This window comes from Streptomyces sp. NPDC037410, from assembly GCF_055602235.1.
The window spans coordinates 184940-199289 of sequence record NZ_JBVJWR010000002.1 but is presented as its reverse complement, the minus strand read 5'-3'; the positions used below and the strand labels follow the sequence as shown (position 1 = coordinate 199289).

At 73.0% G+C, this 14350-nt stretch carries 11 protein-coding genes; 6 read left to right on the top strand and 5 right to left on the bottom strand.

Annotation, left to right across the window (positions count from 1 at the left end; genetic code table 11):
- Positions 1–128: 128 nt before the first annotated feature.
- The 4 genes from ACZ7HT_RS03840 (at position 129) to ACZ7HT_RS03825 (ending at position 3446) form a co-directional block, all read left to right on the top strand.
- The gene (locus ACZ7HT_RS03840) at positions 129–647 is read left to right on the top strand and encodes a toxin-antitoxin system HicB family antitoxin (protein WP_471159384.1); all 519 of its coding nucleotides are present in this window, start codon (positions 129–131) and stop codon (positions 645–647) included.
- A gap of 97 nt (positions 648–744) precedes the next feature.
- A complete protein-coding gene (locus tag ACZ7HT_RS03835; protein ID WP_471159382.1) occupies positions 745–1587 on the top strand; it encodes a DUF4097 family beta strand repeat-containing protein in 843 nt (280 codons plus the stop codon).
- A gap of 96 nt (positions 1588–1683) precedes the next feature.
- Positions 1684–2664: an ATP-binding cassette domain-containing protein gene (locus ACZ7HT_RS03830; RefSeq protein ID WP_471160050.1), complete on the top strand. Its 981-nt coding sequence runs from the start codon at positions 1684–1686 to the stop codon at positions 2662–2664.
- Positions 2661–3446, top strand: coding sequence for an ABC transporter permease (locus tag ACZ7HT_RS03825; protein WP_471159380.1), 786 nt, complete (start codon positions 2661–2663; stop codon positions 3444–3446). The genes ACZ7HT_RS03830 and ACZ7HT_RS03825 overlap by 4 nt, the downstream gene beginning before the upstream one ends.
- A gap of 82 nt (positions 3447–3528) precedes the next feature.
- On the opposite strand, the gene ACZ7HT_RS03820 is transcribed toward ACZ7HT_RS03825, so the two are convergent.
- A complete protein-coding gene (locus ACZ7HT_RS03820) occupies positions 3529–4893 on the bottom strand; it encodes an alkaline phosphatase (protein ID WP_471159378.1) in 1365 nt (454 codons plus the stop codon).
- A gap of 235 nt (positions 4894–5128) precedes the next feature.
- On the opposite strand from ACZ7HT_RS03820, the gene ACZ7HT_RS03815 reads away from it, so the two are divergent.
- Positions 5129–6199 carry a M20 family metallopeptidase gene (locus ACZ7HT_RS03815; RefSeq protein WP_471160047.1) on the top strand — a complete coding sequence of 357 codons (1071 nt, stop codon included), beginning with the start codon at positions 5129–5131 and terminating at the stop codon, positions 6197–6199.
- A 56-nt stretch (positions 6200–6255) separates the two neighbouring features.
- Here the strand turns inward: ACZ7HT_RS03815 and ACZ7HT_RS03810 are convergent, their stop codons facing one another.
- Entirely contained in the window at positions 6256–7398 is a 1143-nt protein-coding gene (locus ACZ7HT_RS03810; protein ID WP_471159376.1) for a PP2C family protein-serine/threonine phosphatase, read from the bottom strand.
- A gap of 190 nt (positions 7399–7588) precedes the next feature.
- Between ACZ7HT_RS03810 and ACZ7HT_RS03805 the strand changes: the two genes are divergently transcribed.
- Positions 7589–9292, top strand: a complete 1704-nt coding sequence (locus ACZ7HT_RS03805) for a hypothetical protein (protein WP_471159374.1) — start codon at positions 7589–7591, stop codon at positions 9290–9292.
- A 1-nt stretch (position 9293) separates the two neighbouring features.
- Here the strand turns inward: ACZ7HT_RS03805 and ACZ7HT_RS03800 are convergent, their stop codons facing one another.
- The 3 genes from ACZ7HT_RS03800 to ACZ7HT_RS03790 all read right to left on the bottom strand — a co-directional run bounded on the left by ACZ7HT_RS03800 (position 9294) and on the right by ACZ7HT_RS03790 (position 14348).
- The gene (locus tag ACZ7HT_RS03800) at positions 9294–11426 is read right to left on the bottom strand and encodes an ATP-binding protein (RefSeq protein WP_471159372.1); all 2133 of its coding nucleotides are present in this window, start codon (positions 11424–11426) and stop codon (positions 9294–9296) included.
- 283 nt (positions 11427–11709) lie between these two features.
- Positions 11710–12972, bottom strand: coding sequence for an MFS transporter (locus ACZ7HT_RS03795; protein WP_471159370.1), 1263 nt, complete (start codon positions 12970–12972; stop codon positions 11710–11712).
- Positions 12969–14348 carry an MBL fold metallo-hydrolase gene (locus ACZ7HT_RS03790; RefSeq protein ID WP_471159368.1) on the bottom strand — a complete coding sequence of 460 codons (1380 nt, stop codon included), beginning with the start codon at positions 14346–14348 and terminating at the stop codon, positions 12969–12971. Before ACZ7HT_RS03790 ends, ACZ7HT_RS03795 begins: the two co-directional genes overlap by 4 nt.
- Positions 14349–14350: the final 2 nt, after the last annotated feature.

Below are 14350 nucleotides of genomic sequence, written 5' to 3'. Positions count from 1 at the left end.
TGACACCCCAGTCACCCACCTGGATCCCAGGACGTTTTCGCAGGTCAAGATGGGTGGCGCCAGACGGCACCCCCGCGACGCCAAAACACCGCTTGCATGTGACGTCATTGTGGTGCCATGATGACGTCATGGACCTCACCCCGTATGTCGAGAACCTCCGCCGCGAACTCGCGGTGGCCGCCGAAGCCGGCGGCGACGAGGCGCGCGAGCTGGCCGAGCGGCTGACCGCTCCCCTGGAGTCGGCGACCCGGCTGACCATGCTCAACGTGCTCTCCGCCGCGACGGACGAGATCACCCGTGAACTCGCGCCCGGCTCGGTCGACGTACGGCTCCGGGGCCTCGACCCCGACTTCGTGGTGACGCTCCCGCCCACCGGCGGCGCCCCCGCGGAGCCGGAGGCCGCGGCCACCGAACCCCTCCCGGCCCCGGCTCCCGCCGAGGGCGACGAGGGCGGCACCGCCCGCGTCAACCTGCGCCTGCCGGCCCACCTCAAGACCCGCGCCGAGGAGGCCGCGGCCCGCGAGGGCCTGTCGGTCAACGCCTGGCTCGTACGGGCCGTGTCGGCCGCGGTCGGCGGTGGCACCCGGACGCGCCCGCCGGAGAAGCCCCAGAGCGTCGGACAGAGCATCACGGGCTGGGTGCGCTGACCGCGCCCCCGGCCACCGCCACTTCGCCCGCACCACCTCACTCCCCTCACGTCCCACCTGTGGGGACGACCTGAAGACTCAAGAGGACGGGACAGCCATGCCTACTTTCGACACCCCCGAAGCGATCTCGGCCACGGCCTACGTCTACGCCGGGTCCATCCAGTTCACCGCGAGCGACCGCATCGACACCGTCGTCGAGGTGCGGCCCCGGGCCCCGAAGAAGGACCTGGACGTACGGGCGGCCGACCAGACCGAGGTCACCTACGCCGGCGGTGTCCTGACCATCACCACGCCCAAGGCCAATCTGCTCGGGCGCGGCGGCACCGTCGACGTGACGGTGGACCTGCCCACCGGATCGCGCATCGACATGACCGGCACCGGGTCCAGCGTGATCGGCGAGGGTCGATTCGGCGAGGTCCGGGTGAAGACCTCCGCCGGCGACGTCCGCCTCGACACCACCGGCCCCCTGCACCTGACCGCGTCGCACGGCCAGACCACCGTGGAACGGGTCGAGGGCGCGGCCGAGATCACCAGCAGCAGCGGCAACCTGCGCATCGGCCACGTCGAGGGCCACGCCGTCCTGAAGAACTCGCACGGCGCCACGACCGTCGGCACCGTGACCGGCGAACTGCGCGTCAGCGGCGCCAACGGCAGCATCGACATCGCGCGCGCCGAGTCGTCGGTCACCGGCACCTCCACCAACGGCGCCCTTCGCATCGCCGTGGTCTCCCGTGGCGAGGTCCAGCTGGAAACCTCCAACGGGTCCATCGAGATCGGCATCCGTTCCGGCACTGCCGCCTGGCTGGACGTCAGCTCCAACCGCGGACACGTACGCAACACGCTCACCGCGTCCGAGGCCCCGGACGAGAGCGAGGAGACCGTCAAGATCCGCGCGAGGAGCAACTGGGGCAACATCGACATCCGCCGCGCCAAGGCCTGAGCACCCCACCTCGCGCCAGACCCCCACCCCGACTTCACCCCTTCACCCCTTCACCTCTTCACCCTTCGACCGGAGGGCCCCATGCCTTCTTCTGTCATGCCCATGATCAGTCGACCGAACAGTCACCCCTCACCGAACGCCATCTCCGCCACCGGCCTGCGCAAGTCCTACGACGACAAGGTCGTCCTGGACGGCATCGACCTGACCGTCCCCGAGGGCACGATCTTCGCCCTGCTCGGCCCGAACGGCGCGGGCAAGACGACGGCCGTGAGGATCCTCTCGACGCTCATCACGGCGGACGGCGGCCGGGCGCGGGTCGCCGGCCACGACATCACCGCGCAAGCGCAGTCCGTACGGGCGGCGATCGGCGTCACCGGCCAGTTCTCGGCGGTCGACGGCCTGATCACGGGAGAGGAGAACATGCTCCTGATGGCGGACCTGAACCACCTGTCGAAGCAGGAGGGCCGCCGGGTCACGGCCGATCTCCTGGAGCGCTTCGACCTGACGGAGGCGGCGAAGAAGCCGGCCTCCACGTACTCCGGCGGCATGAAGCGCCGCCTGGACATCGCGATGACGCTGGTCGGCAGCCCGAGGATCATCTTCCTCGACGAGCCCACGACCGGCCTTGACCCCCGGTCCCGCCACAACATGTGGGGCATCATCCGCGAACTCGTCGCCGACGGGGTGACCGTCTTCCTCACCACGCAGTACCTGGACGAGGCCGACCAGCTGGCGGACCGCATCGCGGTCCTCAACAACGGCAAGATCGCGGCGGAGGGAACGGCGGAGGAGCTCAAGCGCCTGATCCCCGGCGGCCACATCCGCCTCCGCTTCACCGACCCGGACGCCTACCGCACCGCGGCGACCGCGCTCACCGACGCCGCGAGGGACGACGAGGCGCTGACCCTCCAGCTTCCCAGCAACGGCAGTCAGCGCGAACTGCGGTCCGTCCTCGACTGGTTGGACTCCGCGGACATCGAAGCGGACGAACTGACCCTGCACACCCCCGACCTGGACGACGTCTTCTTCGCCCTCACCGCCACCGTCCCCACGCAGTCGAAGGAGTCCGCCCGATGAGCTCTCTGTCCCTCGCCGCCCGTGACACGACGACGATGCTGCGGCGCAACCTCCTGCACGCCCGCCGCTACCCCTCCCTCACCCTGAACCTGCTCCTCACCCCGATCATGCTGCTCCTGCTCTTCGTCTACATCTTCGGAGACACGATGAGCGCGGGCATGGGCGGCGGCGACCGCTCCGACTACATCGCCTACGTCGTCCCCGGCCTGCTCCTCATGACGATCGGCACCACCACCGTCGGCACGGCGGTCTCCGTCTCCAACGACATGACCGAAGGCATCATCGCCCGCTTCCGGACCATGGCCATCCACCGCGGCTCGGTCATCACGGGCCACGTCATCGGCAGCGTCCTCCAGTCGGTGGTCAGCGTGGTCCTGGTCGGCGCGGTCGGCGTCGCGATCGGCTTCCGCTCGACGGACGCCACGGCCCTGGAATGGCTTCTGGCCCTGGGGCTCCTCGTCCTCTTCGCCCTCGCCCTCACCTGGATCGCGGTGGGGATGGGCATGGTGAGCCCGAACGCGGAGGCGGCCAGCAACAACGCGCTGCCGCTGACCTTCCTCCCGCTGATCTCCAGCACCTTCGTCCCGGTCGACCAGATGCCCGACTGGTTCCAGCCCATCGCCGAGTACCAGCCCTTCACCCCGGCCATCGAAACCCTCCGCGGCCTGCTCCTGGGCACCGAGATCGGCTACAACGGCTGGCTGGCCGTGGCCTGGTGCCTCGCCCTCACCGCCCTCGGCTACGTCTGGTCGAAGTCGGTGTTCAACCGAGAGGCCAAGTGACCGAACCCCGGAATCGCCAGGGCGGCGCACTCCGACACCCGTCGGCGTGCGCCGCCCTCGACTCCCCCCGAGTTCAGCTCGTTCAGCGCAGGCGGAGCGCCTCGCTGATGGTGGTGAAGAGGTCGGTCTGGTTGGTGACGCCCAGGACGCGGTAGGCCTTGGGGCCCTGCGCGGCGATGCGGACCTGGGTGCCGGTGTGCTCCTGGGACTGGCCCGGGGTGTTGGTCGAGTAGTTGACCTTCAGCTGCTGGCCCTCGTTGGTGACCAGGGTGGAGGACAGGCCGGGCGGGGTGGCCTCCAGCGGGACGATCTGGCTGGTGTGACCGTGGTCCGCGGTGGTGACGACCAGGGTGTCCGGGTGCTTGGCGGCGTAGTCGCGGGCGAGCTTGACCGCGCGGTCGAAGGCGGCCGTCTCACCGATCTGGCCGCACGGGTCGGCGGCGTGGTCCTGCTTGTCGATCGAGGCGCCCTCGATCTGCAGGAAGAAGCCCTGCTTGGAGTGCTTCCGCTGCTGCTTGGCCTCAAGGAGCTCGATCGCCTTGGCGGCCGAGTCCACCAGGCTCGGGGTGCCCGCCGGACGGTTCGGGTTGGTGGTGGCGCAGCGCTGGGGGTCGGTGCCGCCGACGGCGGCGGGCTTGCCGGTCCACTCGACGGGCACGTTGCCGGAGGCGAAGAGGCCGAGGACGGGCTGTCCGGGCTTGACGCTCTGCAGGCCGGTGTTGTCGGTGACGACCTGGTAGCCCAGCTTCTGGGCCTGCTCGGTGACGGTCAGGCCCTTGTAGGTGCCGTCGGTGACCTGCTGGTCGAAGCGCTTCTTGCCGCCGCCGAACAGGACGTCGACCTTGTGGTTGACCGACTGCTCGGCGATGGAGCCGGGGCCGCCGGCCGCGATGGTGTCGGTGGGGCACTTGGCCATGTCGGCCGGGCCCTGGCAGGAGCGGTCGGTGGCGTGGGAGGCGAGGACGGCCGGGGTGGCGTCGGTCAGCTCGGCGGTGGTCACGCTGCCGGTGGCGTAGCCCTGCTTCTGGGCCAGCTCGAGCAGGGTGGGGACGGCCTTGTCGGTGCCGGGCGTCTTGGAGATGCGGCCGTTGACCGTCTTCACACCGGTGGCCCAGCCGCTGCCGCTGGCCGCGGAGTCGGTGACGTAGTCCGGCGTGCCGTCCTCGTGCACCGCGTACGTCGTGTACGCGCCGGTCAGCGGGAACCTGTCCATGTTCAGGCGGCCGTTGGCACCGACCGTGTAGTCGCGGGCGAGGGTGATCTCCGAGTCGCCCATGCCGTCGCCGATCAGCAGGATGACGTTCTTCGCCTTGCCGCCCTTGATCGCCGCCTTCGCCGCCTGGGCGCTGTCGAACGCGCCGGCGGTCGACGTGACGGTCACGGCCGCGGCGGTCGCGGCCACCAGGGCGGTAGCGACGGCGAGTTGACGACGGGTGGGCTTGGGCATGAAGGGCACTCCTCGTTGGTTCGGTCGTGCCGGTACGGCGTCCGGCGCGACCAGATGACCAGCCGCAGGCGACGAGGAGGTGAACGGACCGTCGAACGTACGTTTACCGCATGCGTCCAGTGTCGATCATGGCGCCGGCACTCCCCGCGCGGGTCTCGGGCCGGGCCGGGCTCGCCGCTCGCACCATACTGAGGAGGTGATCGAGAACCACCACGCCCGTGTGAACACCGACGCCATGCTCGACGACCTGCGCACCCTGGTCGAGATCGAGTCCCCCTCCCGGGACCTCGACGCCATCAACGCGTCGGCCGCCGCCGTCGCCTCGATCATCGAGAAGAGGCTCGGCGGGCAGGCCACGCTGATCGACAGCGCCGCGGGCCCCCACGTCCACTGGAGCGGCGGCGGTACGCCCCGGGTGCTCGTGCTCGGCCACCACGACACGGTCTTCCCCCTGGGCACCCTGGAACGGCGCCCCTTCCGGGTGGAGGACGGGCGGGCCTTCGGCCCCGGGGTCTTCGACATGCTCGGCGGGCTCGTCCAGGCCGTCCACGGACTGGCCGCGCTCGACGACCTGAGCGGAGTGGAGATCCTGGTCACGGCGGACGAGGAAGTCGGCTCGCGGGCCTCGCGCGCGCTGATCGAGGAGCGGGCCCGGGCCTGCGGTCACGTGCTGGTCTTCGAGGGGGCGGCCGAGGGCGGCGGGCTCAAGACCGCCCGTAGGGGATGCGGGTCGTTCGAGGTACGCATCACGGGACGGGCCTCGCACGCCGGCCTGGAGCCCGAGGCCGGCGTCAACGCCCTGGTGGAGGCCGCCCACCAGGTCCTGGCCATCCAGGCACTGAGCCGCCCCGACCTCGGCACGACCGTGTCCCCGACGGTGGCGTCCGCGGGGACCTCGGACAACGTCATCCCCGCTCAGGCCAGGGTGTGGGTCGACGTCCGCGTCGAGTCGGCCGAGGAGAAGGACCGCGTCGAGGCGGCGTTCGCGGCGCTGACTCCCCGTCTGGAAGGGGCCGTCCTCGCCGTCGACGGAGGTGTGAAGCGGCCGCCGCTGCCGGAGTCGGCGTCCCGGACGCTCTTCGCGATGGCACGCGAACTGCTCCCCGGGATCGAGGGCGTGGCGGTCGGCGGCGGCAGTGACGGCAACTTCACGGGCGCGCTTGGCATCCCGACCCTGGACGGCCTGGGGGCCGTGGGCGGCGGCGCCCACGCCGACCACGAGTACCTCCTCGTCGACAGGATGGCGGAGCGGGCGTACCTGGTCACCGGGCTGGTCGGGGCCATCCGGAACGGTCGGGCGGAGTAGCCGTACGCCGGGGGCGGCCCCGACCCCAGAGGTCCGGGCCCCGTGAGACGCCCCGGTCACGGATTCGGCGCGAGCCGCTGCACCGCGACGAGTGCCGCGTCGTCCCCCAGATGGCCGCCGACGTACTCCCGGAGGTCGCTCCGCAGCCGGCCGAGCAGGGCCGGCGGGTCCTCTCCCGTCCAGGCGGTGAGCCGCTCCGCAAGCGGGTAGAACGCGCGCGTGCGGTCGCGGGCCTCGACGACCCCGTCGGTGTAGAGCAGCAGCACGTCACCGGCGCCGTAGGGGAACTCCTCCACCTCGACCTCCGGTGAGAACACGTCCGAGAGCCCCAGCGGAGGACTCGGGTGCGTCACTTCCAGGGGGATGACCCGGCCCTCCCTGAGGAGCAGGGGCGGCGGGTGCCCGCAGTTCACGAGCCGGACCACCGGCTCGTCGTCGGGGATGTCGAGCACCAGCGCCGTCACGAAGGCCTCGTCCGCGTCGTCGGCCGCCGGGTCGGCGCCGGGCGCCGTCTGCGCCGGGCCCCCGGCCTCCTCGGCCGAGCCGACGCCCGCCTCCAGGTGTCTGACCAGGTCGGGCAGCTCCCGCTCGCGGCGGGCCGTGACCCGGAAGGCACCCAGGACGAGCGACGCCTCGCTGATGGCGTCGAGGCCCTTGCCCCTGGCGTCCCCGATGAGCAGCCGGGTGCCGGACTCGGTGCGGGCGGCCGCGTACAGGTCGCCGCCCATCTGCGCCTCCTCCTCGGCCGCCAGGTAGACCGAGGCGATGCGCAGGGGACCCGCCCGTTCGGGCAGCGGGCGCAGGACGACGCTCTGGGCCGCGTGGGCGATGGAGCGCAGCCGCGTCACCCGGCCCTCGTCCCGCTCGCGCAGGTAGGCGAAGAAGGTCACGATGACCGAGATCAGGATCAGGGCGACGATCTGGTAGGTGTGGTTCAGGTCCGTGAAGCTGGTCCGCGCGACCGCGACCACCGATTGCGCGATCACCGCGACCGCGCCCACGAAGGCCGTCATCCGAGGCCCCGCGAACGAGGCCGTCACGGCGGGCGCGGCGATGAGGAAGGGGCCCAGATGGACGTCGGGGGGAACCAGGACGTCCACCGCCGTGACCGCCGCGATCAGCGCGAAGGGCGCGGCGAGCAGCAGCCGCCCGCCGCGCCGCGAGAGACGGGGAACGGAGACTCGTCGGCGGGGGCCCATGGGAAAGGCATACCTCAGGTGACGGGACATGTCCTGTTGCCGCCGGGCCCGGCCGTCCGGTGTTCACATAGGGTGTGCGACGGCACCATGGTCGTTCAGGAGGTCACGAGTGGGGTCGGAATCCCCGGCGATTCGCGTACCGGTCGGGGCGGGATCCCGCTCGTGGACGAGCCGGACCACCGGGCGCCGCGTGTTGCTGGTGGTCCACAACGTCACCTCGGCCGGGCGCCTGAGGGATCTGGTGCCGCTGTTCCACGACGACTTCCGCGTCCAGCTCCTGGTCACCTCGACGGGCTCTTCGGCGTTCCAGGGCGGCATCCGTGAACTCCTCCGCGCGTGGCAGCTGCCCGAGCTGCCGTGGGAACAGGCCCTCTCGACTCCGGTGGATCTGGCGATCTCGGCGAGTTTCGGCGGCGAACTCGACCTGATTCAGGGCCGGTTGTCCGTTCTGTCGCATGGTGTCGGATATACTAAGAAACTGGACACGCCGGGAGCCGGGAGCCGGGAGCCGGGAGCCGGGAGCCGGGAGCCGGGAGCCGGGAGCCGGGAGCCGGGAGCCGGGAGCCGGGAGCCGGGAGCCGGGTCGCCGACGTTCGGGCTGTCGTCGGAGTGGCTGCTGTCCCGTGGAAGGCCCTTCGTCGACGGGCTCGTCCTCTCCCACCCCGAACAGCTGGAGCGCCTGTCCCGGGCCTGCGCGGAGGCGGTGCCCTCGGCCGTACTCGCCGGGGACCCCTGTTTCGACCGGATGCTCGCGGCGCGTCCGTACCGGGACAGGTTCCGGCGGGCGCTGGGGGTCCGGCGCGGTCAGCGGCTCGTCGTCCTGAACTCGACCTGGAACCCCGAGGGCCTCTTCGGCGACGGCGGCGGACAGGACGTCCTGCCCGCCCTGCTCCCCCGGCTCGCCACCGAGCTGCCGACGGACGGCCACCGCCTGGCCGCCGTCCTCCACCCGAACATCTGGTACGGACACGGCCCCGGCCAGATCCGGGCCTGGCTGGACCGTGCCCGGCGCGCCGGACTGACCCTGATCGACCCCGTCCACGCGTGGCGGCAGGCCCTGCTCGCGGCCGACCTCGTGCTCGGGGACTTCGGTGCGGTGTCCTACTACGCCGCCGCCCTGGGCACCCCTGTGCTGCTTGCGGCCGACGGGGCGGACGTGGTCGACGACGAGGCGCCCCTCGCGGGGTTCGTCCGGCACGCGCCACGGCTCGACCACCGCGCTCCCCTGCGCGCCCAAGTGGACCGGGCGATCGCCGAGCACCGTGCGGACCCCGCCCACGCCGGGTTCGTCACCTCTGCCCCGGGCCGGTCGGCCGAGCTCCTTCGACGGCACTTCTACGCGCTGATGGACCTGCCCGAGCCTCCCGGCCCCGCCTCCCTCGAACCGCTCCCTGTCCCCCCGTACACCCCGGGGAAGGTGACGGCCCCGCTGCACGTGCGCACGCGCGTGGAGGGGACGGACATCGCGGTCGAGCGGTCGGCCGGGCATCCCCCGGGTGCCGCCGGCGACGCGCACCTCGCCGTGCACGAGGAGACACGGCACCCCGGGGACCTCGACGTGGCCGACGTGATCACGCGCGACGGGCCGGCGGACGATCCGCGCTGGGGTGGTCCCGGCGTCTGGGCGGACGAGGTGCTGCGCCTGCACCCGCACTGCTCGACGGCGGTGTACGTGACGGGTCCGCACACCTGTGTCGTACGCGGCAGGGGGCACGACGCGTTCCGGCTCTCCGCGTGCGCCGGGACCGACGCGGACGCGGATCCGGCCGCGTACGCCTCCGCCCTGCACGCCTGGCTGGCGTACGACGGGAGGGTTCCCCCGCAGGGAGTCACGCTCCGGATGCACACGGCGTCCGGCGTGCATCCCTTCCGGGTGGACGTGGCCGCCGGCTGAGTCAGCGGACGGTGCCCGCCTCGCACCGCCGCCGCAGACCGGCGAGGTAGGCGAGGTGCGGAGTGGCGGTGGACGGCAGCAGCGCCTCGGCCTCGGCGATCCCGGACAGCGCCGCCGTGTCGTCACCGGCGTCGTGCAGGGTCTCGGCCAGGTCCGTGAGGGCGCGGGCCTGGTTGTACGGCTCCGGGGGTGCTCCGGTGCGTCCCGCGAAGAAGTCCACGGCGTTCTCCAGGCACCGGCGGGACGCGTCGAGCCTGCCCAGGCCGCGCAGGGCCCGTCCCTGGTGGCGCTCGGCCAGCGCGAGGGCCCTCGGCAGGTCCGCGGCGCCTTCCCGGCCGGGTTCGATCCGCCGGTAGATGCTCTCGGCCTCGACGAACCGCTCGTACGCCTCCTCATACGACCAGCGGTACAGGCTCAGCAGGCCCAGGAGTTCCACGGCCGACGCCTCTCCCCGCAGATGGCCGGCCGCCCGCTCGTAGGTGACGGCCGCCCGCGCGGCCCGGTTCGCCTGCTCCCAGCGCCCCGTCTCCCCCAGGCAGTGGGCCAGCTGGAAGTGGAGCGCGGCCGCCATCCGCTCGTCGGCGCGGGTCTCCTCCGCGCAGCGCGCCGCGTCCCGGAGCGCCGGAAGCACCTCGTCCCAGTACCCCGCCTTCAGCTGGAGCGGCCACAGGGCACGGGCGAGCCACAGCGCGGTGCCGGTACGCCGCTGTTCCTCCGCCACGACGACCGCCCGCGCGACGTTGGCGACTTCGGCCGCCAGGACGGCGATGCCGTCGGGCACGTCACCGGGCCCGGCCTCGTACTCCGGCGGCAGTTCGGTGCGCCAGCTCTCCGGCAGGGCCGCACGGGCCGCGGGCAGCACCCGCCTGAGCAGCGCTTCGAGGACGCGGTCCACGGCGTCCGCGCACTCCCCGAGCCCGTACGCGGAAGCCGCGGTCTCGGCGAGCTGCCTCCTGATCTCGGGCCGGAAGCGGTACCTCCCGTCGGGGAGGGCGTCGAGGAGGCCGACGTCCGACGCGTCGTCGAGCAGCCGGGCGGCGGCGTCCTCGTCGACGCCTGCGGCGGACGCGGCGATCGCGGCGCTGACGGACGGCCAGCCGCCGAGCGCGGTGAGCCGGCACAGGCGCAGCGCGTCGGGACCGAGGCGGAGCGAGGTGAGGTGCGCGGCGGTACGCACCGGATGGTCCTGCCCCGCCTCGGCCGGGGACACGGGCCCGGCCTCGTCCCGGGTCAGCAGCCGTGCCTCCGCGTGGAGGGCGAACGCGTTGCCCCGGCAGCGGTCGAGCACACCGGGCAGCTGCGCCTTGACCCGTGCGGCGTGCTCCGGCCCGGCCACCTTCCGCACGAGTTGCTTCGCGTACCGGTCGGTGAGCGGCGGTACGGCGATGCGCTCGGCCTCCAGGAGCAGGGGCGGCCCGGACACGACGACCACGAGGAGGACGTCGGGCGTCGACGGCACGAGGCCGCGGACCTGTGCCAGCGAGGTCGTGTGGTCGATCACCACGAGCGCCTTACGGCCTGCGGTGAGCTGCCGGTAGAGCCGCTCGCGGCCCGACTCGGTGGACGGCATCCGGTCGGGGTCCACGTCCATCTCGCGCAGCAGCCGCAGCAGGACACCCGCCGGCTCCGGGCCGGTCTCCCCGGAGGTGTCGCGCAGATCGACGTAGTACTGCCCGTCGGGGAACCGGTCGCGGCCCTCCGCCGCGAGGCGGAGCGCCACCGACGTGGAGCCGCTGCCCGCGGGGCCCGAAAGGAGGACGACCCGGGGCCGGCCCTCCCAGGGGCGGTCGGCCTCCCGCAGCAGCTGCTTGAGCACCTTCTGCCGGTTCGTGAACGCCCACGGCGCGGGCGGCATGGAGCCCCTGGACGGTTCCCCGGCCTCGTCGGAGACGCTCTCCAGCATCAGCGCCCATTCACCGGCCCGCCGCGGGTCGTCGGCAAGGCGTGCGTGCAGGCGTCCCGCCAGATCCCGGCGGTCCTCCGCGCCCGCAGGCAGCGGGGTCTCCCGCCCGAGGGTCCGTCGCACCAGGGCCCCGGCCGACACGGTCAGGTTCTTGCCGATCTCCCCGGCGGCGCCGTTCCCCACGCCCAGCAGGAACGTGGTCAGCGCACTGAGCGCCACGACCTCCAACACGTCGGCCCCTCCCACTGGTCGCCCATCCGCCCGTCCCGCTCCCGTGCGTCCCGCCGGACTGTATCGCCGCGTCCCCGGATCGCGGAAACACGTTCGCCGCCCGGTAACTCCCCTGCCTGGCGCGATACATGTGCCGCCTGGGCAGATCAGCACCGGAAGGATGAGTCGCGCGCGGGCGGGCGAGGCGACTCTGTCACCTCGCCGCCTCCCGCCGCGGATTCACCGCCCGCGGCGCGTACCGGTTTCCACCGCGGGATCTCCCCCGCCGCCGCGGGGGACGTCGTCAGGCCTTGGGGCGTTCCGTGATCCAGCGGGCGGCGAGGAGGCCTGAGGCGGCGGTGAGGACGGCGGCGGCGATGACGGTGGCGTTCAGGCCGAGGAGGTCGGCGAGGATGCCGGCGACGAGGGCGCCGGCGGCGTAGCCGATGTCGCGCCAGAAGCGGTACGTGCCGAGGGCGTTGGCGCGCCAGGCGGGGTGGGCGTGGTCGGAGACGGAGGCGATGAGGGCCGGGTAGACCAGGGCGGTGCCGAGGCCGAGGGCGACGGCGGACAGGACGCCGGCGAGCAGCGGCCGGTCGAGGAGTGCCAGGGCGAGGACGAAGCCGGCGGACTGGACGAGCATGCCGGTGACGATGAGGGGTTTGCGGCCGATGCGGTCGGCGAGGTGGCCGGTGGGGATCTGGCCGATGCCCCAGAGGATGGGGTAGAGGCCTTTGATCAGGCCGACGGCGGCGATGCCGAGGCCGTGGTCGGTGAACAGGAGGGGGAAGACGCCCCAGGTGAGGCCGTCGTTGAGGTTGTTGACCAGGCCGGCCTGGCTGGCGCCGCGCAGGGAGCGGTCGCGCCAGGAGGTGCGGGTGAAGGTGGCCTTCAGGCCGGTGTCCTCGCCGGTGGGCAGGGGCTTGGCGTGCTGGGCGAGTTCGAGGGCGACATGGGCGGCGGTGTCGCGGACGACGAGCGCGAGGGCGAGTCCGGCGACGACGAAGACGACGCCGATGAGTTCGGGGACGGGGCGCAGGCCGTGGGTGGTGGCGAGGTAGCCGGTGAGGAGGGCGGTGGCTCCGACGGCGGTGTAGCCGGCGGCCTCGTTGAGGCCGGTGGCCAGGCCGCGCCGGGCGGGGCCGACGAGGTCGATCTTCATGTTGACGGTCATCGACCAGGTCAGGCCCTGGTTGAGGCCGAGGAGGACGTTGGCGGCGACGATCCAGCCCCACGCGGGCGCGTACGCGAGGGCGAAGGGGACGGGGACGCCGATCAGCCAGCCGGCCACGAGGAGCTGCTTGCGGCGGAAGCGGGCGGTCAGGGCCCCGGCGGCGAGGTTGGTCAGGGCCTTGGTGAGGCCGAAGGCGATGATGAACGAGAAGACCGCGAGGTCGCTGGTCAGGCCGAAGGTCTCGGTGCCGATGAGCGGCACGGTGGTGCGTTCCAGGCCCACCAGGCCGCCGACGCAGACGTTGACGATGACGAGCAGGGTGAACTGGAGCCGGTTCTCGCGCAGGCCGAGGCGGACGGCCGGACGGTTCCCGGCGGGGAGTGCGGTCTTCACGGGCGGGTGTCCTCCGGGCCCCGGACGAGCTCCTGGCCGTGGGCCGCGGCGTAGTCGGCGGGACCACCGTCGAGGACGGCGATGCCGGTGTGGCCGGCGCGTTCGAGGAGGCTGGCTCCGGTCATGGCGCGCTCGCCGTGACGGCAGGCGACGACGGCGCCGTTCGGGGCGTCGGCGGCGGCGCGGTCGAGCGCGCCGAGTTCGACGTGGAGCGCTCCCGGGACGTGTCCTGCGGTGAACTCCGCTTCCTGGCGGACGTCGACGTAGGGGCGGCCGCCGGCCCGGTCGGCGGTGACGAAGTCCGTCGTCGCCTGCTCGCTGCCGTCGGCGAGCCAGGCGGGCATGCCCCCGGCGAGGCGGCCGGCGAGGCGCTCGTACCCGATCTTGTACGCCTGCCAGACGATCTCGCCGAGGTCCTGCCCGTCTCCCGTGACGAAGACGAGCGGGGCGGTGTCGGGCAGCAGCCAGCCGAGCCAGGTGGCGAACTGGCCCCGCAGCGCGATGGAGAGGGAGCCGGGGATGTGGCCGGCGGCGTACTCGGCGGCCGGTCGTGCGTCGACGACGTGCGCGCCGGCGGCCATGAGGGCGCGGACCTGCTCGGCGGAGAGCTCCGGCAGGAGCGGGGTGCCGGTCAGGACGGCGGGGCCGCGCCGGTTGGTCTCGGCGAGCCGGTCGAAGTAGGCGGGGTACGTGCCGAGGCCGGCGGTGAGCTGCCGTACGAAGGTGTCCTCGTCGGGGGCGGCGAGCAGCGGGTTGGCCCGCTTCTGGGCGCCGATGGTGGAGGTGCGCTCCTTGCCGGGCGGTGCGGAGCAGAAGGAGCCGGCTCCGTGGGTGGGCCAGACGGCGGTCTCGTCGGGGAGCTCGGCCAGCCGGCGCAGGGAGTGGTACTGGGCGCGGGCGAGCTCCTCCGTACGGTCGGGGCCGAGGAGGTCGGTGCGGGCGGCGGAGTTCACGATCAGGGAGCCGCCGGTGAAGACGCCGAGCTCCCGGTCGCCGTCGAGCAGCAGGAAGGACAGGTGTTCGTCGGTGTGTCCGGGGGTGGCCAGGGCGCGCAGGGTGAGACCGCCGAGGTCGACCTCGTCGCCGTCGGCGAGGCCGTGGTGGTCGAAGGCGCGGTGACCGGCGGCGGAGGCCAGGACGGCGGCGCCGTGGTCGTGGCCGAGCTGGAGGGCGCCGGAGAGGAAGTCGGCGTGCAGGTGCGTGTCGGCCGCGTAGGCGACGGTCAGCCCGCGTTCGTGGGCGGCGGCGTGCAGGGTGCGCAGGTCACGGCCGGCGTCGACGGCGAGGGCGCGGCCGTCGCCGAGGTCGACGAGATAGGCGCTGTTGCCGAGCCCGTGGTCGACCAGCGGAATCAGGTGATCGTCGGCGAAACCCATCG

Excerpts from the sequence above, each read along its gene's own strand:
- ACZ7HT_RS03825 (WP_471159380.1), top strand. The coding sequence starts at position 2,661 with ATGAGCTCTCTGTCCCTCGCCGCCCGTGACACGACGACGATGCTGCGG.
- ACZ7HT_RS03820 (WP_471159378.1), bottom strand. The coding sequence starts at position 4,893 with ATGCCCAAGCCCACCCGTCGTCAACTCGCCGTCGCTACCGCCCTGGTG.
- ACZ7HT_RS03835 (WP_471159382.1), top strand. The coding sequence starts at position 745 with ATGCCTACTTTCGACACCCCCGAAGCGATCTCGGCCACGGCCTACGTC.
- ACZ7HT_RS03830 (WP_471160050.1), top strand. The coding sequence starts at position 1,684 with ATGCCCATGATCAGTCGACCGAACAGTCACCCCTCACCGAACGCCATC.
- ACZ7HT_RS03840 (WP_471159384.1), top strand. The coding sequence starts at position 129 with ATGGACCTCACCCCGTATGTCGAGAACCTCCGCCGCGAACTCGCGGTG.
- ACZ7HT_RS03810 (WP_471159376.1), bottom strand. The coding sequence starts at position 7,398 with ATGGGCCCCCGCCGACGAGTCTCCGTTCCCCGTCTCTCGCGGCGCGGC.
- ACZ7HT_RS03790 (WP_471159368.1), bottom strand. The coding sequence starts at position 14,348 with ATGGGTTTCGCCGACGATCACCTGATTCCGCTGGTCGACCACGGGCTC.
- ACZ7HT_RS03815 (WP_471160047.1), top strand. The coding sequence starts at position 5,129 with ATGCTCGACGACCTGCGCACCCTGGTCGAGATCGAGTCCCCCTCCCGG.